Below are 19,506 nucleotides of genomic sequence, written 5' to 3'. Positions count from 1 at the left end.
CACCGTGCCGGCCGGTCGGCCGGGTTGGATAGCCTGACGGCATGCCCCCCACCCCGGATGCCCCGCTCACCGTCGGCTTCGACCTGGACATGACCCTGTTGGACACCCGGCCCGGCATCCGGGCCACCTACGCGGTGCTCTCCGCCGAGACCGGCGTGTACATCGACGCCGACCTGGTGGTCACCCGGCTCGGCCCGCCGCTCGTGGACGAGCTGCGCAACTGGTTCCCGGCCGAGCGGCTCCAGGCGGCCGTCGACCGTTACCGCGAGCTGTACCGGGACCACGCCTTCGCCCCCACCGTCGCCCTGCCCGGCGCGCACGCCGCCGTGGAGGCGGTCCGCGCGCACGGCGGCCGGGTCGCGGTGATCACCGGCAAGTACGAGCCGAACGCCCGGCTGCACCTGGAGCACGCCGGGCTGCACGCGGACGCGCTGGTCGGCGACCTCTGGGCGGAGACCAAGGGGGACGCGCTGCGCGAGCACGGCGCGAGCGTCTACGTCGGCGACCACCTCGGCGACATCCGGGGCGCCAGGCACGCGGGAGCCGTCGCGGTGGGCGTGGCCACCGGTCCGTACGGCGCGGACGAACTCCTGGCGGCGGGCGCGGACGTGGTGCTGGCCGGCCTCACCGAGTTCCCCGCCTGGCTGGCCGGGCACCTCGCCGGTCGCGTGAGCCGTGTGAACTAGGAGCCGGGCGCTAGGAGCCGCGGACCCGGCGGCGCTGGGCGCGGGCGGAGACCAGCAGCCCGGTCAGGGCGAGCAGGAAGCCCAGCGGCATCATCATGCTCAGCCAGTACGCGGCCGTCGGCAGCGGCGTGAGGTGCAGGAACAGCGGAACGAAGGTGACGAGCGTGGCGAGCGCACCGAGCCCGAAGACGATCGCTCCGGCCTTGACGTAGGTGTCGCCTCGGTCGGCGCTCTGGCTGCTCACTGTGCTTGCTCCTCTGCGGGCCCGGGGGAGTCGGTCTGCCGCCCCAGTCTCGCAGAGCGCCCGGGCGGTGCCCGCGCCGGACCGCTTCGGGGGCGAGCGGTTCGGTCACGTTGCGCAGTTTCCCGGGAGCTGGGAGTTTTGATCCCTGCTGAGCGGGGGTATGCAGGCTGTGCCGAGGGGTGCGACAGGTGCGCCCCGTCTCCTCAGACCGGGGGTGTGAGCCAGTGGAAAGCGCCGAGTCGCGCCCCGGCCATGCCAGTACCGGGTCGCCCGTGGCCGCGAGAGCCCCGTACGGATCCTTCGCGGAACGCGGATGAGGCAGTGACGGACCGTTAGTCTGCTCCCTACAGCGTGCCGACCGTGAGCGCCCCGCGGGCGCCGAGCCGAGGTCGGCCCGCCCTCCCACCCAGTGATCCCCGGCCAGGGCCGGGATCCCTCACACCCACATCGAGGACTGTTCGAGATGCCCACCGGCCAGGTCAAGTGGTTCAACGAGACGAAGGGCTTCGGCTTCCTGTCGCGCGACGACGGCGGCGACGTCTTCGTCCACACCAAGGCGCTGCCCGCCGGTGTCACCGTGCTGAAGCCGGGCCAGCGGGTCGAGTTCGGCGTGGTCGCGGGCCACCGCGGCGACCAGGCGATGGCCGTGCAACTGCTGGACGCGCTGCCGTCGGTGGCAGCCGCCCAGCGGAAGAGCCCGGACGACATGGCGGCGCTCGTCCAGGACCTGATCACGATGATGGACTCGGTGCTGCCGGGCCTCCAGCACGGCCGTTACCCGGCCAAGCCGGCCGGTCAGAAGCTGGCCGTACTGCTGCGCGCGGTGGCGGACCAGTTCGACGTCTAGGTCCTCGTCCGGCCGATCTGCCCGCCCGGCAGGATCGGCCGGCCAGGGCGTCGGTCCGCCGCCGGAGTCCGCCCCGCGTTCAGCGGGGCTCAGAACGCGAGCGCACCCGGGTCGACCGGGGGTACCAGCCCCTCGGCGGCGGCTCGGGTGAGCAGCGCCCGGACGGCGCCGTAGCCCTCCTCGCCGAGGTCCGCGGTGAACTCGTTGACGTACAGCCCGATGTGCTGGTCGGCGACGGCCGGGTCCATCTCCTGGGCGTGCGCCAGCACGTACTCCCGGCTGGCCGAAGGGTCCGCCCAGGCCTGCCGGACGGAGGAGCGGATCGCGTCGGCGATCTCGCGCAGCCGCTCGGTGCCGAGCGAGCGCTTGGCGATGATCGCGCCGAGCGGGATCGGCAGGCCGGTCTCCTGCTCCCAGGCCTCACCCATGTCGGCGAGGCAGTGCAGCCCGTACTGCCGGTAGGTGAAGCGGGCCTCGTGGATCACCAGCCCGGCGTCCACCCGGCCGTCCCGGACGGCGGGCATGATCTCGTGGAACGGCAGGACGACGATCTCGCCGAAGCCGCCCGGCACCGCCTTGGCGGCCCAGAGCCGGAACAGCAGGTAGGCGGTGGACCGCTCGGACGGGACGGCGACGGTCCGGCCGGTGAGGTCGCCGTCGGTGTCCGGGCGGGTCAGCACCAGCGGGCCGCAGCCGCGCCCGAGCGCGCCGCCGCAGGGCAGCAGGGCGTACTCGTCCAGGACCCAGGGCAGGGCGGCGTAGCTGATCTTGAGGAGGTCCAGCTCGCCGCGCTCGGCCAGGCTGTTGGTGATGTCGATGTCCGCGAAGGTGACCTCGGGGGCGTCCGCGCCGGGCACCAGGCCGTGCGTCCAGGCGTGGAAGACGAAGGTGTCGTTCGGGCAGGGCGAGTGGGCGATGCCCAGCTGTTCAGCCACGGCGGGCCTCCTTCAGGAACTCCGGGTGGGGCAGCGCGGCGAAGGCCCGCTCCAGCGCGGCCAGTGCCTCGCCGATCCGCCAGGCGGCCCGGTCGCGCGGGCCCACCGGGTTGGAGACGGTGCGCAGTTCGAAGGCCGGTACGCCGTGCCGGGCGGCGGCCTCGGCGACACCGAAGCCCTCCATCGCCTCGGCCACCGCACCGGGGTGGCGGGCGGTCAGCGCGGCGGCGCGTCCGGCGCTGCCGGTCACCGTGGAGACGGTCAGCACGGTGCCGGTGACGGCGCCCAGCGCCTCGGCGGCGAGCGCCACGGCGGCGGGGGCCGGGGTGTGCCGGACCGTCCCGAAGCCCAGCTCGGTGACGTCGGTGAACCCGTCCTGGGTCTCGGCGCCGAGGTCGGCGGCGACGATCGCGTCGGCGAGCACCGTGGCGCCGACCGGCGCCTGCGGGGCGAAGCCGCCGCCGATGCCGGCCGAGACCGCCGCGTCGTAGCGGTGGGCGGCGAGCGCGGCGGACGCGGCGGCAGCGGCGGCGGCCGGGCCGACCCCGCCCGCCAGCACGTCCACCGTCACGCCCGAGGGGTGCACGGCGCGGTGCAGTTCACCGCCGGGCAGCGGCAGGCTCCGCGCGGCCCCGCCGAGGCCGCGCAGGACCGCCTCCGCCTCGGCGGCCACCGCGACGACGACGAGCAGCCGGCCCCGCTCGGGGGCCGACTGCTCGTCGTCGGGAAGTCGCGCGGTCACCGGGCGACCATCAGGCGTCCTGGGTGTTCAGCTCGAAGTACCAGACGCCGTAGATCGCGTCGGGCTGCTTCGGGTCGGACTCGACCACGGTGATCAGGGTCTTGCCGGAGGCGTTGATCGCCTTCGAGGCCGGAACGGAGCCGGAGTACGTGGAGCCCTTGGTCGCCGGGGCCAGGATGAAGCGGCCGCCGGAGGCCTGGCCGCCGCCGTTGGTGTTGGCCCACCAGCCGCGGTCCGCCACGTCCGGGGTCACGCCGAGGCCGATCATGTCGCTGGCGACCACGTCGGACTTGGGGAGCTTGCCCTCGTCCAGGGCCTTGCTGGCCTTGTCCTGGCACTCACCCTGCTGGTCCTCGGTGAGCGGCTTGCCGTCGTTGAAGCAGAACGGGCCGGTCTCCATCGAGGAGCGGCCGACGGTGAGGGTCGCGCGGTGGCTGACGGGCTCGTCCTGGCCCATGGCGTAGGCGATGGACCCGCCGACCGTGCCGGCGCCGATCACGACGACGGCGCCGAGGGCGGCGATGACACGGGTGCTGAGGCTCATGGGTCAGAGGCTACCGGGCTTTGCCGATCACGCTACGCGGGGGTGGGCAACCGCGTGTTGTGGCCGGAAACCACCGCCTCGTCCCGGCCGCCGGCGGGGCGCGGCCCTCAGGCCGCCCGCGGCGCGGCCGCACGGTGGCGCAGCCTCACCCGGAACAGCGAGCGGACCGTCCAGAGCAGCACCAGGCCGACCACCGCGGACGCCACCCAGAGGCCGAGCGCGCCGTTCAGCGGCATCAGGATGCCGACCGCACCGCCGGCCACCCAGGACAGCTGGAGCAGCGTCTCCGAACGGGCGAAGGCGGACGTCCGCACCGACTCCGGGACGTCCCGCTGGATCAGCGCGTCCAGCGCCAGCTTGCCCAGCGAGGCCGCCACCCCGGACGCCGCGGCAACCACGATCACCGTCACCACGCCGTACCAGAGCGCGGCGGCGGCCGTCGCGCAGGTGGCCAGCAGCAGCATCGCGGTGATCGTCGCCTCCGAGCCACGGGTGCGGAGCCAGGAGCCGAGTACCGAGCCCAGCGCGTTGCCCGTTCCGGCCGCCAGCGCGACGAGGCCCAGGGCCAGGGTGGGCTGGAGGCCGCCGATCGGGTCGTCACGGAGCAGGAACGCCAGGAACATCACCAGGAAGCCGACCAGCCAGCGCAGCGCCGACATCGCCCGCAGCGCCAGGATCACCGAGGGGCCGACGGTGCGCAGCGACGCCTTCGGGGCCTTGGCCGCCTGTGCGGGCCCGGCTCCGGCTTCGGCGGGGGCGGTCCCGGCCTCGCCGTGCACCTCCGCGTGCAGGACGGCGCGCTGCTCGCCCTTGGCCGAGTCCACCACGTGCGGCAGGTGGAAGGCCATCAGGGTGCCGACCACGAAGACCAGGAAGGCGCCTCGCAGCGGCCACCCGGGCCCGATCAGGTGCAGCAGCCCGCCCACCCCGGCCGCCACCATGGTGGCCAGCAGTCCGGCCAGGGTGACGCGTGAGTTCGCCTTCACGAGTGACAGCCGGCTCGGCAGCAGCCGGGGCACCACGACGCTGCGCACCACCCCGTACGCCTTGGACGCCACCAGCACGCCCAGCGCCTCCGGATAGAGCGCCAGCCCGCCGCCGGCCACCGTGCCGGCCATCGTCCACGCCAGCACCGCGCGGGCCAGCATCGACATCGCCATCGCCGCCCGGCGGCCGTGCGGCAGGCGGTCCAGCAGCGGGCCGATCACCGGGGCCAGCACGGCGAACGGCGCCATGGTGATCAGCAGGTAGAGCGCCACCCGGCCGCGGGCCTCGCCGGTGGGGACGGAGAAGAAGATGGTGGACGCCAGGGCGACGGTGATCAGCATGTCGCCGAAGGAGTTCAGCGCGTGCAGCTCGATCAGCTTGGCGAGGCCGGACTCGCCGGCGCCCTCCGCGGAGGTGGCCTTGCGGATCCGCCGGCCGGTGCCGTGTACGACCTTTCCGGTGCGCGAGCCGGCGGCGGAGGCGGTGCGGACGAGGAAGTGCCGGCGGGGCTCCGCGGCCTCCTCGTCGAGAGGGTACTCCCCGAGCGCGTCCTCCTCGACGAGCGCGTTTGGGTGCTTGGCGAGGTCCACGGGCCCGGTGGGATCCGGAGGCGTCGTGGAGGTGCCCACCGGCTGCGGTTCACCCGCAGCGAGGACCGGAGGCTGCTGTCGCGGCACGGCGTTCGCCTCGTCGGGGCTGCCGTCGGCCTGCGAGGCGCGCAGTGCGTGCTGCGACGGGTTTTCGTCCGCCACAAGCCCATCCTGCCCCAGAATCGTGACTGCGACGCGGGATTCCGGTCCGCTCGGCGCGGCCGTTCCGGCGCCGGCCACCGCCCCGGACTGTGCCGGGCGGCCGACCGGCGGGTAGCCTGCCCAGGGTCCGCCCGACGGCCGGCCGGGCGCCGGCGGGAGCGGGCGAGCGGCGCGGCCGGTATCCGAGGCGGCCCGCGGTCGCGCAGAATGGACGAGGGACACCGAGCCGCGACGGAACAGGCAACACGCCGTGGGCAACAGAAGAACTGGGAGAGAATCGACGCCGTGAGTGCTGCGATGCGAAGCCGTACCCCCGACCGGCTCTGTGCCGAGGCCGTCGAACTCGCCCGGCAGGCAGCGGACGAGGCCGTCGGAGCAGAGACCGTCGGTGCGCACCTCGGAGTCCAGGCGGACGCCGACCGCGTCGTGACCCACACCTTCGAGTGCCTGGACGCGGCCTACCGGGGCTGGCACTGGGCCGTCACCGTGGCCCGCGCCCCGCGCGCCAAGAACGTCACCCTGGACGAGGTCGTGCTGCTGCCCGGCCCCGACGCCGTCCTCGCCCCGCAGTGGGTGCCGTGGAGCGAGCGGCTGCGCCCCGGCGACATGGGCCCCGGCGACCTGCTGCCCACCGACGCCGACGACCTGCGCCTGGAGCCGGGCTGGACCGGCGAGGACGAGCCGGCGCCGAACTCCGCGGTGGCGCTGGCCGCCGATGAGGACGTGGTCGTCAGCGACCCGCACATCCAGCCGGCCCCGGTCCGCGCGCAGATCGGCGCCGTCGCCGAGGAGCTCGGCATGGGCCGCAGCCGGGTGCTCTCGCGCCTCGGCCTGCACCTGGCGGCGGACCGCTGGGAGAAGGCGCACGGCCCGCAGACCCCGATGGCGCAGTCGGCACCGGCCTCGTGCAACAGCTGTGGCTTCCTGATCCCGATCGGCGGCTCGCTGGGCCAGGCGTTCGGCGTCTGCGGCAACGAGTTCGGTCCGGCCGACGGTCAGATCGTCTCCTTCGCGTACGGCTGCGGCGGCCACTCCGAGGCGGCGGTCATCCCGGCCCCGCCGGCGCCGTCCGAGCTGATCCTGGACGAGCTGGTGGTCGAGCCGCTCCAGCTGCACCCCGACCGCACCTCCGGCTCGGTCGAGCCGGACGCCCCGGCCGAGGAGCTCGGCCACTCCTGAGCCGGCGCCGCAGGCCTGGGCCCGGTGTCGCGGGCCCGGGCCCGGCGCTGCGGGCCCGGGACGGTCGGACACCATCGGGTTCCCCCCTCGCCGGGCCGTCGGAGCGGCTTCAGCACAGGCGCGGCCCCACCCCGGTCCGCCGGGGGTGCCCGGGCGGGGGAGAATGCCCCCCGTACGAAGTACAGGGCGGCGGAAGGCGGCAGGTCCAGTGGAACCTCGGATCATCGGCAGCGGCACGGACGAGCACCTCGCGGACCACTTCGGCAGCGCCGGGCTGCGCCGCCGGGTGCTGGACGCCTGGGCCGCCTCCCCGGCCCGGTTCCGGGAGGACGCCAACGCCGAGGAGGAGCTCGCCCTCGGCGGGTACCGTGACCGCCTGGTGGTCGAGTTGGCGCAGAACGCCGCCGACGCGGCGGCCCGCGCGGGCGGCGGGCCCGGCCGGCTGCGGCTCACCCTGGCGGACGGCGTGCTGGCCGCCGCCAACACCGGCGCGCCGCTGGACGAGGCCGCCGTCGAGTCGCTCTCCACCCTGCGGGCGTCCTCGAAGCGGGCGGACGACCGGCCCACCGTCGGCCGCTTCGGTGTCGGCTTCGCCGCCGTCCTCGCCGTCACCGACGAGCCCGCCGTGCTCGGCGCCGCCGGCGGCGTGCGCTGGTCGCTCGGCGAGGCCCGCTCGCTGGCCGAGGCGCAGCCGGCCCTCGCCGACGAACTGCGCCGCCGGGACGGCCATGTGCCGTTGCTGCGGCTTCCGTTCGCGGCCGAGGGCCCGGCGCCCGACGGCTACGACACGGTGGTCGTGCTGCCGCTGCGCGACGCCGCCGCCGAGGATCTCACCCGCCGCCTGCTGGCCGGCATCGACGACGCCCTGCTGCTCACCCTCCCCGGCCTCGCCGAGGTCGTGGTGGAGACCCCGGAGGGCACCCGCACGCTGACCCGCAGCGCCGCCGAGCCGCGCCCGGACGGCGTCACCGAGGTCACCGTCACCGACGACGCGGCCGGGCGGCTGCGGCACACCGTCTGGCAGACCGCCGGCGCCTCCGGCTCCCTGGACGCCGGGCTGCTCGCCGACCGCCCCACCGAGGAGCGCGCCCGCCCGTACTGGACGGTGACCTGGGCCGTTCCGGTCGCCGCCGACGGCTCCCCGCAGACGCCCGGGATCGCCCCGGTGCTGCACGCGCCCACGCCCAGCGACGAGCCGCTCGGCCTGCCGGCGCTGCTGATCGCCTCCTACCCGCTGGACTCCACCCGCCGGCACGTCGCCCCCGGCCCGCTCGCCGACTTCCTCACCGAGCGCGCCGCCGACAGCTACGCCGACCTGCTGCGCGCCCGCGGCGGCGACCTCGGCTCGCTCGGCCTGGTGCCCGGCCCGCTCGGCCAGGGCGCGCTGGACAACGCGCTGCGCGCCGCGATCCTCTCCCGGCTGCCCGGTACGCCGTTCCTGCCGCACCCGGCGCCGGTCGAGCAGGGCACGCCCGCGCTGCGGCCGCGCGACGCCACGCTGCTGGAGGGTGCGGACGGTTCCGTGGTCGAGGCGCTCGCGCCGATCTTCCCCGGTCTGCTCCCGGCCGGTCTGGAGCGCCGGACGGAGCTGCGGGTGCTGAACGTGCGCCGGGTGCCGCTGGCCGACGTGGTCGACCAGCTCGGCGGCCTGGACCGTGAGCCGGCCTGGTGGCGGAACCTCTACGCGGCGCTGGGCGCGGCCGACCCGGAGGCGCTCGGCGCGCTGCCGGTGCCGCTGGCCGACGGACGGACGGTCACCGGCCCGCGCCGCGTCCTGCTGCCCTCCGACGACGCCGACTGGGCGGCCTTCCCCGGCTATCCGGAGTCGCTCGCCGGCGCGCTGGCCCTGCTCGACCTGCGCCTCGCCCACCCGGAGGCCGCGCACCCGCTGCTGGCCAAGCTCGGCGCCGGCACCGCGACCCCGGCCGGGGTGCTGGACACGCCCGAGGTGCGGGCTGCCGTCGCCCGCTCCTACGAGCTGGCCGAGGACGACCTGGACGCCGCCGTCGACCTCGCCGAGTCCGTCCTCGCCCTGGTGAAGGCGGCCGCCCCGGCGGTCGGAGAGCACCCGTGGCTGGCCCGGCTGGCGCTGCTGGACGACGAGGGCGAGCCCGCCCGCGCGGGCGAGCTGATCCTGCCCGACAGCCCGCTCGCGGCGCTGGCCCGGGAGGACGACGCCGGCTGGGTGGACGACGAGCTGCTGGACCGCTGGGGCCCCGAAGTCCTCACCGCCGCAGGTGTACTGGCGGACTTCGTGCTCGTCCGCGCCGAGGACGTGGTGCTCGACCCGGACGACCTGGAGCGGCTCGACCCGACCGTTCCGGCCGACCGCGCCGCCGGTGGCCGGCCCACCGGACTGCTGGACGAGGCGCCGGACGGCCTCGCCGAGTGGGCCGAGGACGCCCTGGAGGCGCTGCACGCCGACGACGCCGACGCGGTCGGCGTGCCTCCGGTCGCCGCCGAGCTGCTGGTCGTCCGCGACCTCGACCTGGTGGACGACGACGCCTGGCCCGAGGCGCTGGCCGCGCTGGCCCGCCCGCCGTACCGGGACGCCGTGGTCCTCCCCGTCCGCACCCTGCTGCCGAACGGCTCGTACACCGACCTGCCGCCGTACACCGCGTGGTGGCTGCGCGACCACCCGGTGCTGGACGGCCGGGAGCCGGCGGGCCTTCGTGCGGCCGGTGCCGACCCGCTGCTGCGCGGCCTCTACGACGAGGCGCGGACGGCGCTGGACGAGCAGTTCCTGCACGCGCTGGGCGTCCGCACCACGCTGGCCGCGCTGCTCGCCGAGCCGCACGGGCCGGACGAGGTGCTGGACCGGCTCACCGACCCGGCATCCGAGATCGGCCACCGCCAACTGCACGGCATCCACAGTGCGCTGGCCCGCGTCGAGGCGGACCGGATCGACCCGCTGGACGTCGTCCGGGCGCTGCCGCCGCTGGACGTGGAGACCGGCCGCCGCCCCGCGCACACGGTGATCGTGGACGCCACCGAGGCGGTCGTCGCCGACGCCCCGGACCTGGTCCAGCTCCTGCACCGGTACCCGCTGTTGCCGGTCGCCCCGGCGCTGGCGGCCGACCTCGCCGAGCGGCTGCACGTCTCGCTGGCCAGCGAGGTGGCCGGCGGACGGGTGCTCTCCGAGGGGCAGCTGCACCGGGTCCCCGCCGTGGTGCGGGAGTTGCTGCCCGGCTGCCCGGTGGCCTACGAGGAGCACGAGGAGCTGCTGGTGGTCGGTCCGGACGGCAACGAGGCTGCCGTGGACTGGCGTTGGGACACCTCGGCGGACACCCCGGAGGCGCCGTACGACCCGGAGGCAGCCGAAGCGGCGGACGAGGACGACGAGTTCGACCTGGCGCCGGTGCCGGGGCTGCTGCACGCGGCCACCCCGGAGGGCCTGGCGGCCGGGCTGGCCTGGTCGGTCGGGCAGTGGCACCGGCGGTTCGAGGTGCTGGCCGCGCTCACCGAGCCGGACCGCGCCTACGAGCTGTCCGCCGCCCGGGACTTCGAGGGTTAGATCCGTTGTCGGGCGGGCTGGTCCCCGGGTGCTTCCCCGGTCTGCAGCCCGCCCACCAGATAGCCCAGCTGGAACCGGCTCCTGGCGCCGATCCGGGCCATCAGCTGGGCGATGTGCCGCTGGCAGGTCCGCTCGGACATGCCCAGTCGGCGGGCGATCGACCGGTCGTCGAGGCCCTCCGCCAGCAGGGCGACCACGGCCTGCTGCAGCTCGTCCGAGATCACCAGTGCGCCGGCCCGGTCCGCCGGTGAGCTGAACGGCCTGGCCTGGAGCCAGTTCTGCTCGAACACCGAGCGCATCAGGTCGATGATGTTGTGCTCGCGGACCACCAGGGCGGCGTCCTCGTCTCCCTGCACCTGGAGCAGTGCAACGGACCGGTCGAAGACCAGCATCCGGCGCAGACCGTCTCCCACCGTCCTCGCCTGGCCGCCGAGTTCGGCCACCCGTTCGGCATGCGCGACCGTCGCCGGGCGGCGCCGGGCGGTGTGCTGATAGAGCGTGCGAACGGCGACTCCTCGGCCGAGCAGCTCCGCGTCCCGCTCGGCGGAGCCGGTCAGCGGCCCGGCCGGCCGCCCGTCGCCCGGGTGCGCGGCCAGCACCTCGACGCCCGCCCGGTGGGCCGCGTCCTGGATGATCCCGCGCACTGCCGCAGCGTCCGCCACCAGCTCGACCCGGCCCGAACGGCGCTGGTGCGCGGCGCCCGCCTCGTACCGGGGCGCCAGCTCCAGCAGCCCCGTGCGGGCCCGGTCGATCGCCAACTGGGCCTCCCTGGCCCGCTGCTCCATCGGCGCGAGGAGCCGGGCGGCGGCCGACTCCGGCGGCACCGGGGAGAGCAGCCACGGCTCGCCGTGCACCCGGGCGAGCAGGTGCAGCCCCTCCAGCTCGGCGACCAGACTCTCCGCCGCCCGCCTGTCCAGGTCGAGCGCATCGGCCAGCTCGGCGACCCCGAAGCAGAGCCGGTCCACCGCGAAGGCGTACGCGCGGGCGGCGGCCTCGCTCAACACCGGTCCCTCGGCCGACATGTGCCGCCCCCTTCGGTTTTCCGCCTGTCGTGATCCCGCCGCCCAAGCTATCTCGACCACCGGCCCGGCGCCTGTGATCGTGATCGCGGAACGGAGGAACTCCCTGATGCCATCCACGACCCTGCCGGCGACTCTCCCGGTGCGGGGCGCCGCGCCCCTGCTCGGCTATGCCGCCCTCACCGCCGCCCTCGATGTCTACGCCGGTAACCGGCTCCAGTCGGTGGACCCGCTGGCGCTGGCCGCCGTCTCGTTCACCCTGGCCGCCGCGTTCTTCCTCGGCCTCGAAAGCGTCCGGAACGGCCCGGCGCAGGCCCTGCGGCCGCTGCGGGCGCACCGCGGGGACGTGCTGGCGGTCAACCTCTCCACCGCGGTGACCTGGCTCTCCATGCTGTACGCGCTGAAGTACCTGGAACCGGCGGTGGTCAACGTGGTGGGGCTGGCGATCGGCCCGGTGCTGACGGTGCTCTTCGGGCCGCTGCTGCGGCGGGGCGCGGTGGTGTTGCGGGCCGAGGCCGTGGCCTCCGCCGGGATCGTGCTCAGCCTGGCGGTGCTGGTCTGGGGCTCGCTCACCGGCCGAAGCGGGGTCGGCGGGGTGGGCGCGGGTGCGGCCCTGCTCGGGCTGGCGCTCACCGTGGTCTGCGGCTGCGCGGTGACCGCCAACGTGCTCTACTCCAAGCGGCTCAGCGAGGCCGGGCTCGGGCCGCGGGCGGTGCTCTCGGTGCGGTTCTTCCTGACCGTCGGGGTGACGTGGGCGGCGGCGCTGCTCGGCGGGCCGGAGCGGATCGGCCCGGCGGCGCTGCCCGGCGCGGTGATCGCGGTGATCGGGGTCGGTCTGCCGCTCTACCTGATCCAGGTGGGCATCAAGCACACCGAGCCGATCACCGCCTCATTGCTCAGCGCCCTCTCGCCGCTCTTCGCCTACCTGCTGCAACTGCCGGACCGGCGGCTTTCGCCGTCCCCTCTGACGCTGCTCTGCGTGGTGGGCATCACCGCCATGGTCGGCCTGGGCGCCGCTGCCCGGGCCCGCTACGGCAGGGTGCCGCGGGAACCCGGCGTTCGCCCCGCAGCGCGTGAGAGCAGCCGGCGGTAGATCCCGACCGTGCTGCTCAGCCACGCCGCCGCCAGCAGCACGGCCGCGGCATTCCGGTGCCAGGGCGCCGGTTCGACCAGCGCGCCGATCCCCGCCAGCGCCAGGGCCAGCAGCCCGGTCGCCAGCACCCCGCCCAGGAAGGCGCTGAACGCCTCCAAATCCCGCTCCCGGTAAGCCAATGCGGCCACCCCCCTCCGGGTCAATCATCCACCTTCCGGCGCATGACCCGCCAGGTCACCTCCAGCGTCACGTCGGCGATCACCGCGATGCCGACGCCGATCCACGGGTCCCGGGTGCCGGAAAGGGAGAGTTCGAAGAAGTCGGAGAGGAACGGCACGAACAGCACCAGCGCGAACGCCCCGCACATCGTGCCGATCAGCAGCAGCCGCCACCAGTTGTACGGCCGGGCCACGATCGCCAGCACCCAGATCGCCACCAGGAACAGCGTCAGCGTGGCCACGCTGGTGTCGGACTCCAGATCGGTGGAGTGGTCGGCCCGGGCCAGCGCGTAGGCGACGAAGGTGGCCGTCCCGGCGATGATGCCGCCGGGGACGGCCAGCCGCAGCACCCGGCGGACGAAGCCGGTGCGGGCGCGTTCGTTGTTGGGCGCCAGCGCCAGGAAGAAGGCCGGCACGCCGATGGTGAGCGTGGAGAGCACCGTCGAGTGCCGGGGGAGAAACGGGTACGGCGAGTGGGTGAAGATCACCAGTAGGGCGAGCAGCACCGAGTAGACCGTCTTCACCAGGAAGAGCCCGGCCACCCGCTCGATGTTGCCGATCACCCGGCGGCCCTCGGCGACCACCGACGGGAGGGTGGCGAAGGAGTCGTTCAGCAGCACGATCTGGGCGACCGCCTTGGTCGCGTCGCTGCCGGTGCCCATCGCCACACCGATGTCGGCGTCCTTGAGCGCCAGCACGTCGTTGACGCCGTCGCCGGTCATCGCCACGGTGTGCCCGCGTGACTGCAGCGCGCCGACCAGCTCACGCTTCTGCTGCGGGGTGACCCGGCCGAACACGGTGGTCCGCTCCGCGGTGTCGGCGAACTCCGCCGGCTCGCCGGGCAGCGTCCGGGCGTCCAACGGGTGGTCGGCGCCGGGCAGGCCGAGGTGGGCGGCGACCGCGCCGACCGAGACGGCCGCGTCGCCGGAGATCACCTTCGCCTGGACCTGCTGGCCCTCGAAGTAGCGCAGGGTGTCGGCGGCGTCCTCACGCAGGCGCTGCTGCAGCACCACCAGGGCGAGCGGCTGGAGGTCGGCGGCCGGGTCGGGGGCGTCCAGCGGGACGGACGTACGGCCGAGCAGCAGCACCCGCAGGCCCTTGGCGCCCAGTTCGTCGACCTCGTCGAGGGCCCGGTGCCCGGTGGGCAGCAGCACGTCCGGCGCGCCGAGCAGCCAGCTGGCCTCGCCGCCCTGGGGCTCCAGCAGCTGCACGCCGCTCCACTTGCGGGCCGAGGAGAACGGCATCGCCTCGATCACCCGCCAGCCGCCGCCGGTGCCGTCGTTCCTGCCGTAGGCGTCGATCACGGCCTGCATGGACGGGTTGGGGCGGGCGTCCGCGCCGGCCATCACGCCGAGCGCCTGCCTGATGACCGCCGGGTCGGCCGGGATCCTGCGGGCCGACGGGGCGTCCGGCCGCGGGTGGTCGTCGGCCTCGGCGGCCTCCGGCAGGGGCCGCAGCTCGACCACGTCCATGCCGCCCTCGGTGAGGGTGCCGGTCTTGTCGAGGCAGACGGTGTCCACCCGGGCCAGCCCCTCGATCGCGGGCAGCTCCTGCACGAGGCACTGCTTGCGGCCGAGCCGGACCACGCCGATCGCGAAGGCGACCGAGGTCAGCAGCACCAGCCCCTCGGGGACCATCGGCACGATGCCGGCCACCATCCGGCGGACCGCCTCCCGCCAGTCCCGCCCCTCCACCGCCAGCTGGCTGATGATCAGGCCGACGGCGGTGGGGATCAGCAGCCAGGTGATGAACCGCAGGATGGAGTCGATACCGCTGCGCAGCTCGGACCTGACCAGGGTGAACCGGCTCGCCTCCTCGGCCAGCTGCGCCGCGTACGCCTCGCGGCCCACCTTGGTGGCGGTGAACGCGCCCGCGCCGGCCACCACGAAGCTGCCGGACATCACCTGGTCGCCGGGCTGCTTGAGGACGGGGTCGGGCTCGCCGGTGAGCAGCGACTCGTCGATCTCCAGGCCGTCCGCCTCGGTGACCTCACCGTCGACGATCACCTTGTCGCCGATGCCGAGCAGCACGGTGTCGTCCAGCACGATCCCGCCGGTGGCGATCTGCTGGACGGTGCCGTCCCTTCGCACCTGCGGTCTGGCCTCGCCGATCAGTGCGAGGCTGTCCAGGGTTTTCTTGGCGCGCAGCTCCTGGACGATGCCGATCGCCGTGTTGGCGACGATGACCAGGCCGAACAGGCCGTCCTGGATCGGGCCGACGATCAGGATGATGCCGAACATCACGCCGATGATCGCGTTGAACCGGGTGAAGACGTTGGCCCGGACGATCTCCCGGGTGGAGCGGCTGGACCGCACCGGAACGTCGTTGACGTCCCCGCGGGCGACCCGCTCGGCGACCTCGGCGCTGGTGAGGCCGCCGCGCCGCCCGGGCAGCAGCCCGAGCGGGTGGGCGCCGTCGTGCTTCCGGTCGCGGCCGCTGTCCTGGTTGCCGGGCGTCTCTTCCGCGGGCTGCGCAGGCTGCGTCATGGCACCGACTCTACGGTCGCCTTATGTCCGATGCGTGCTACTAAAGGACTATTCAGTCCGACCGGGTGGCCGGGTCCGCGCCGTTGTCCGTCGCGTCGTTCCCGGGCGTGCCGTCCCCGGGCGTGCCGGCTCCCGCGGCCTCGGTCTCGGCGGCGCGGCTGCGGGCGATCGCGTCCCGGCGGGCGCGGCAGTACCAGAGGCCGATCAGGCCCAGGCCGGCGCCGGACAGGCAGATCCACGGCCAGCTGCCGTGTCCGTGGTCGGAGAGGGTGCCCTGGAAGGGGAGCAGCGCCAGGAAGGCGACGAACCACAGCACCGTGCCGCCGCCGACGATGGCGACGTCGTTGGCCTCCAGCGGCGGGGGCGAGGGGTGCAGCGGGGTCTTCGGCATGGGCCCTAGCGTACGGCGCCGGGGCCGCGAGTCCGACTCCCGGCGGCCCACGCCCGGTCGTCCTTCGCCCTTGATCGCCCCTGCTCGTTCTACGCGCGAAGATAGCGCGTGTGCGATCGGGGAATTCATACTGGGCCTTCCGGTTGGCCGCGCCATGCCCAGGACGCCTGAGTTCGTGCCCGTCCCACCGGGTCCGCCCGGCCACCGTCGCTCCGGGCGTTCACCCTCTCCTCAGCCCCCACCAGAGGACGCACGCATGCCTGTGGCCCAGCCGACCACCGAGTCGCCCGAGCCCGCCTCCACCGCGCCGAAGCCCCCCACCGGCGCCCTGGACCGTTACTTCCGGATCACCGAGCGCGGCTCCACCCTGCCGCGCGAGGTCCGCGGTGGCATCGCCACCTTCTTCACCATGGCCTACATCCTGGTGCTCAACCCGATCATCCTGGCCAGCGCCACGGACATGAACGGCACCCACCTGGACAGCGCCCAGCTGGTCACCGCCACCGCCCTCACCGCCGGGCTGACCACCCTGCTGATGGGCGTGATCGGCAACGTCCCGATCGGTCTCGCGGCCGGCCTCGGCGTCAACACCATCGTCGCCCTCCAGCTCGCCCCCAAGATGACCTGGCCGGACGCCATGGGCATGGTGGTTCTGGCCGGCTTCGCGATCATGGTCCTGGTCGCCACCGGCCTGCGCGAGCGGGTCATGAACGCCGTCCCGCTCGGCCTGCGCAAGGCCATCGCGATCGGCATCGGCCTCTTCATCAGCCTCGTCGGCCTGGTCGACTCCGGCTTCGTCAGCCGCATCCCGGACGCCGCCCACACCACCGTCCCGCTCCAGCTCGGCGGCAACGGCCACCTGCTCGGCTGGCCGGTTCTGGTGTTCGTGCTCGGCCTGGTGCTGACGCTGGTCCTGATCGTCCGCAAGGTGCCCGGCGCGATCCTGGTCTCCATCGTCGTGATGACCGGCCTCGCCGTGGTGATCGACAAGCTCGCCGACATCCCCGCACTCAGCTGGGGCCTCACCGTCCCGGCCTGGCCCGGCAACCCGGTGGCCGCCCCCGACTTCGGCCTGGTCGGCAAGGTCAGCCTGTTCGGCGGCTTCGAGAAGGTCGGCGTGCTGACCGGCGTGCTCTTCGTCTTCACGGTGCTCATGTCGTGCTTCTTCGACGCGATGGGCACCATCCTCGGCGTCGCTGACGAGGCCCACCTGCTGGACGAGAAGGGCGACCTGCCCGGGATCAACAAGATCCTCATGGTCGACGGCATCGCCACCGCCGCCGGTGGCGCCACCTCCTCCTCCGCCAACACCTGCTTCGTCGAGTCCACGGCCGGCGTCGGCGAGGGCGCCCGCACGGGCTTCGCCTCGATCGTCACCGGCCTGCTGTTCGTGGTGGCCCTCTTCCTCACGCCCCTCGCCACCATGGTCCCCGCCCAGGCCGCCACCCCGGCCCTGGTCGCCGTCGGCTTCCTGATCCTGGCCAACTCGATCAAGGAGATCGACTGGGCCGACTACACCATCGCGATCCCGGCGTTCCTGACCATCGTGATGATGCCGTTCACGTACTCGATCACTAACGGCTTGGGTATGGGGTTCATCACCTTCTGCATCCTCCGCCTTGCCGCTGGCCGGGGACGTGAGGTGCAGCCGGCCATGTACGCCGTGGCTGGTGTCTTCACCTTCTACTACCTGATGCCCGCCCTCGGTCTGCTCTGACCAGCACGGACCGCGGCGCTCACGGCGCCTGACCGAACCGCGAACGGGCCCTCTCCTCCAACCAGGAGAGGGCCCGCTCTGCTGCTCGAACGCTCCGGCCTTTCGGTCAGGCGCTCCGGAGAATGCTGAGGTGGGCGGCCGCCGACTTCGACAGGCTGTCCAGCAGTGCCTGGCCCTTGCTTGCCGTCCCCAAGGAAGGGCTGCCAATGATCCCGTTCTCGGTGTAGCCGGCCATGCCGAGGGTCAGGAGGTGGGGGCGGTCCGGGGCGGAGTGGTCGTCGCCCTCGATCCCGTCACGGATCAGGTGCGGGGCGCCGTGGCGGAGGAGGGAGACCTCCAGTTCGCCGCCGTGCATGTCCTCGGCGCTGCTGCTCTCCAGACCTGCGGCGTCGCGGGCCTGGTGCCAGTCCTCGCGGGCAGGGAAGAGGGCGATGCACGGGCCGGAGGTGTTGGCCTCCTGGACGACGTTGGAGAGGACGTAGTTGCCGCCGTGGCCGTTCACGATGAGCAGGCCGGGGACGCCGGACGCCTGGAGGGACTTCCGGATGTCGTTGATCACGGCGTACAGGGTCGCGGCGCTGATGCTGACGGTGCCCGGCATGTGGGCGTGCTCGTGGGAGCAGGACACGGTGACGGGTGGCAGGAGGAGCAGGTCGTAGTCGGTGGCGATCCGCTGGGCGATCAGGCCGGCCACGACGGTGTCGGTGGTCAGCGGGAGGTGGGCGCCGTGCTGTTCGAAGCTTCCGACGGGCAGTACGGCGATCTTGGCGTCGCGCTGGCGTTCGTCGGCGGAGGTGGCGGCCGTGATCAGTGCGTCCATGGACTCACCCTCTCCCATCAGACGGTCGGCGGTCGAGAGGCGGCTGCGGTGGTCATCAACCTCAATCGGCTGGTGAACGTGACCACTTCGGGCACGGCGCTCCACCGCTGGAGTGCCTTCCCAGCTGCGGACAGTTCGGACATGGCCCGGGCGGACTCGGTGTCGACGGCGATCGACAGTGCCCGGTCCGCGGCGGCGGCAGCCTGCTCCGGCTCGTTGGAGACGGCGTAGGCGCGCGCCAGACGGGAGAGGTAGACACCCTGGTCATTGCGGTAGATCGGCGGCAGGACGCGAAGCTCGGCCTCGAACATGTCGACCGCCTTGCGCGGGTCACCGAGTTCGATCAGACAGTTGGCGCGCTGCATCTCGATGTAGGTCGGCGTGCAGTAGGCAAGATCGAGTGCATCGTCGCTGTGCGAGTCGTCCGGCGTGGCGGCACGCTCGTGTGCCTCGTCGAACTTGGTCTGGGCGAAGCGCGGATTGCTCATGATTGCGTGCCCCTGAGCCTCCTGCTGCGCGGCCAGGGCCCGGATACGCAGGGTCGCGCCGGGCGACCGCTGTGCGGCGCGGGCGAGTCCGACGGCCTGTTGCGCGTTGCGGCGCGCCGTGGCCTGGTTGCTCTTCCTGAAGAGCAGGTAGGCCGCCATCACGTCGTCACCAGCTTCGGAGGCGAGCGGCGGGCCAGCGCCGCGAGCGAAGCTCGCCTTGAGCAGGGCTGGCAGCGACCCGACTGGTTGTGTGCCGGGAGTCGTGTCACCAGGAGTCGACCGAAACGCTGGGGCCGTTCTGGAGGTACCGGCTGAGGGCCGTTCCCGTGGTGGAGACGAACTCCTGCGGAAGTGCTTCGGTGCTCACCCAAGCGACATCCGAGTGCTTCTCGGGCTCTCCGTTGCGGAGGCTGCCGGACCACTCGTGTGCGGCGAACACCACGGTCAGGAAGCCGTTGGGGGCCTCGACGCCCCGTGCTCCGTGGATGACGTGCACCAGGTTCAGGGCGTCGGGCGACACGATGAGTCCGGTCTCCTCGGCGAGTTCGCGCACTGCGGTCCGGGTGATCGGCTCGCCCGGCTCGTTCTTGCCGACAGGGAGGTCCCACATGCCTTGCGCGAACTTGGCCTTGGGGCCGCGCCGGAGGAGGGCCACTCGTTGGGCCTCGCGGTCGTGGACGATCACAGCGGCAACCGGCAGTGTCATCGACTCCGTGGCGGGCTTGAGCGCGACGGGCTGATCGGTGCTTGTCTGGGCCACGGGTTCGGTTCCTTCCGGCGGTGGGGCTGTCAGGTCAGTGCCTCGCGTGCTCGGCGTTCCAGGTCGCTGGCTCCTGGGACTCCG

18 protein-coding genes are annotated in these 19,506 nt (G+C 73.8%); 6 read left to right on the top strand and 12 right to left on the bottom strand.

Translation table 11 applies throughout. From position 1 onward, the window contains the following. The first annotated feature begins 41 nt into the window (after positions 1-41). Positions 42-686, top strand: coding sequence for an HAD family hydrolase (locus tag OG286_RS17655; protein ID WP_405360988.1), 645 nt, complete (start codon positions 42-44; stop codon positions 684-686). A 10-nt stretch (positions 687-696) separates the two neighbouring features. Here the strand turns inward: OG286_RS17655 and OG286_RS17650 are convergent, their stop codons facing one another. Further along, positions 697-930, bottom strand: coding sequence for a hypothetical protein (locus tag OG286_RS17650; protein ID WP_396324387.1), 234 nt, complete (start codon positions 928-930; stop codon positions 697-699). 463 nt (positions 931-1,393) lie between these two features. Between OG286_RS17650 and OG286_RS17645 the strand changes: the two genes are divergently transcribed. After that, on the top strand, positions 1,394-1,777 hold the full coding sequence (locus OG286_RS17645) for a cold-shock protein (RefSeq protein WP_396324388.1): 384 nt from the start codon (positions 1,394-1,396) through the stop codon (positions 1,775-1,777). Positions 1,778-1,866: 89 nt separating this feature from the next. Here OG286_RS17645 and OG286_RS17640 read toward each other — a convergent pair whose 3' ends face one another. The 4 genes from OG286_RS17640 to OG286_RS17625 all read right to left on the bottom strand — a co-directional run bounded on the left by OG286_RS17640 (position 1,867) and on the right by OG286_RS17625 (position 5,413). Then, a complete protein-coding gene (locus OG286_RS17640; protein ID WP_396324389.1) occupies positions 1,867-2,712 on the bottom strand; it encodes a menaquinone biosynthesis family protein in 846 nt (281 codons plus the stop codon). Further along, positions 2,705-3,454, bottom strand: a complete 750-nt coding sequence (locus OG286_RS17635; RefSeq protein ID WP_396324390.1) for a futalosine hydrolase — start codon at positions 3,452-3,454, stop codon at positions 2,705-2,707. Before OG286_RS17635 ends, OG286_RS17640 begins: the two co-directional genes overlap by 8 nt. 10 nt (positions 3,455-3,464) lie before the next feature. After that, positions 3,465-3,998, bottom strand: a complete 534-nt coding sequence (locus OG286_RS17630) for a hypothetical protein (protein ID WP_396324391.1) — start codon at positions 3,996-3,998, stop codon at positions 3,465-3,467. 107 nt (positions 3,999-4,105) lie between these two features. Then, positions 4,106-5,413, bottom strand: coding sequence for an MFS transporter (locus OG286_RS17625; protein WP_396324456.1), 1,308 nt, complete (start codon positions 5,411-5,413; stop codon positions 4,106-4,108). Positions 5,414-6,034: 621 nt separating this feature from the next. Here OG286_RS17625 and OG286_RS17620 point away from each other — a divergent pair. Together OG286_RS17620 and OG286_RS17615 are read left to right on the top strand one after the other, a co-directional pair. Further along, positions 6,035-6,916 (top strand): DUF3027 domain-containing protein, encoded by an 882-nt coding sequence (locus tag OG286_RS17620; protein ID WP_396324457.1) that lies wholly within the window; start codon positions 6,035-6,037, stop codon positions 6,914-6,916. A 208-nt stretch (positions 6,917-7,124) separates the two neighbouring features. Continuing rightward, positions 7,125-10,430 (top strand): sacsin N-terminal ATP-binding-like domain-containing protein, encoded by a 3,306-nt coding sequence (locus OG286_RS17615; protein WP_396324392.1) that lies wholly within the window; start codon positions 7,125-7,127, stop codon positions 10,428-10,430. Here OG286_RS17615 and OG286_RS17610 read toward each other — a convergent pair. After that, positions 10,427-11,452: a LuxR C-terminal-related transcriptional regulator gene (locus OG286_RS17610; protein WP_405360992.1), complete on the bottom strand. Its 1,026-nt coding sequence runs from the start codon at positions 11,450-11,452 to the stop codon at positions 10,427-10,429. The genes OG286_RS17615 and OG286_RS17610 overlap by 4 nt on opposite strands. 106 nt (positions 11,453-11,558) lie before the next feature. Between OG286_RS17610 and OG286_RS17605 the strand changes: the two genes are divergently transcribed. After that, positions 11,559-12,542: an EamA family transporter gene (locus OG286_RS17605; RefSeq protein WP_405360994.1), complete on the top strand. Its 984-nt coding sequence runs from the start codon at positions 11,559-11,561 to the stop codon at positions 12,540-12,542. Here OG286_RS17605 and OG286_RS17600 read toward each other — a convergent pair. From OG286_RS17600 to OG286_RS17590, 3 genes are read right to left on the bottom strand one after another with little or no spacing between them, the layout of a single operon-like run. Further along, entirely contained in the window at positions 12,479-12,700 is a 222-nt protein-coding gene (locus OG286_RS17600; protein ID WP_405360996.1) for a hypothetical protein, read from the bottom strand. The two genes, OG286_RS17605 and OG286_RS17600, sit on opposite strands and share 64 nt — an antisense overlap. 41 nt (positions 12,701-12,741) lie before the next feature. After that, positions 12,742-15,246, bottom strand: a complete 2,505-nt coding sequence (locus tag OG286_RS17595; RefSeq protein WP_405360998.1) for an HAD-IC family P-type ATPase — start codon at positions 15,244-15,246, stop codon at positions 12,742-12,744. 52 nt (positions 15,247-15,298) lie between these two features. Further along, on the bottom strand, positions 15,299-15,637 hold the full coding sequence (locus tag OG286_RS17590) for a DUF2530 domain-containing protein (protein ID WP_405361000.1): 339 nt from the start codon (positions 15,635-15,637) through the stop codon (positions 15,299-15,301). Between the two features lie 256 nt (positions 15,638-15,893). Here OG286_RS17590 and OG286_RS17585 point away from each other — a divergent pair, with 256 nt between their 5' ends. Continuing rightward, the gene (locus tag OG286_RS17585; RefSeq protein ID WP_396324398.1) at positions 15,894-17,354 is read left to right on the top strand and encodes an NCS2 family permease; all 1,461 of its coding nucleotides are present in this window, start codon (positions 15,894-15,896) and stop codon (positions 17,352-17,354) included. Between the two features lie 106 nt (positions 17,355-17,460). Here OG286_RS17585 and OG286_RS17580 read toward each other — a convergent pair whose 3' ends face one another. The 3 genes from OG286_RS17580 to OG286_RS17570 form a co-directional block, all read right to left on the bottom strand. Further along, positions 17,461-18,174 carry a creatininase family protein gene (locus OG286_RS17580; RefSeq protein WP_405365460.1) on the bottom strand — a complete coding sequence of 238 codons (714 nt, stop codon included), beginning with the start codon at positions 18,172-18,174 and terminating at the stop codon, positions 17,461-17,463. A gap of 17 nt (positions 18,175-18,191) precedes the next feature. Continuing rightward, complete coding sequence (locus OG286_RS17575) at positions 18,192-18,821, bottom strand: hypothetical protein (protein WP_405361004.1); 630 nt, start codon at positions 18,819-18,821, stop codon at positions 18,192-18,194. 106 nt (positions 18,822-18,927) lie between these two features. Beyond that, a complete protein-coding gene (locus OG286_RS17570; protein WP_396324402.1) occupies positions 18,928-19,422 on the bottom strand; it encodes an NUDIX domain-containing protein in 495 nt (164 codons plus the stop codon). Positions 19,423-19,506 lie beyond the last annotated feature (84 nt).

Origin of the sequence: Kitasatospora sp. NBC_00039, from assembly GCF_045160625.1 — a bacterium.
Lineage (GTDB): Bacteria > Actinomycetota > Actinomycetes > Streptomycetales > Streptomycetaceae > Kitasatospora.
This window is presented reverse-complemented; position numbering and strand designations above follow the sequence as displayed.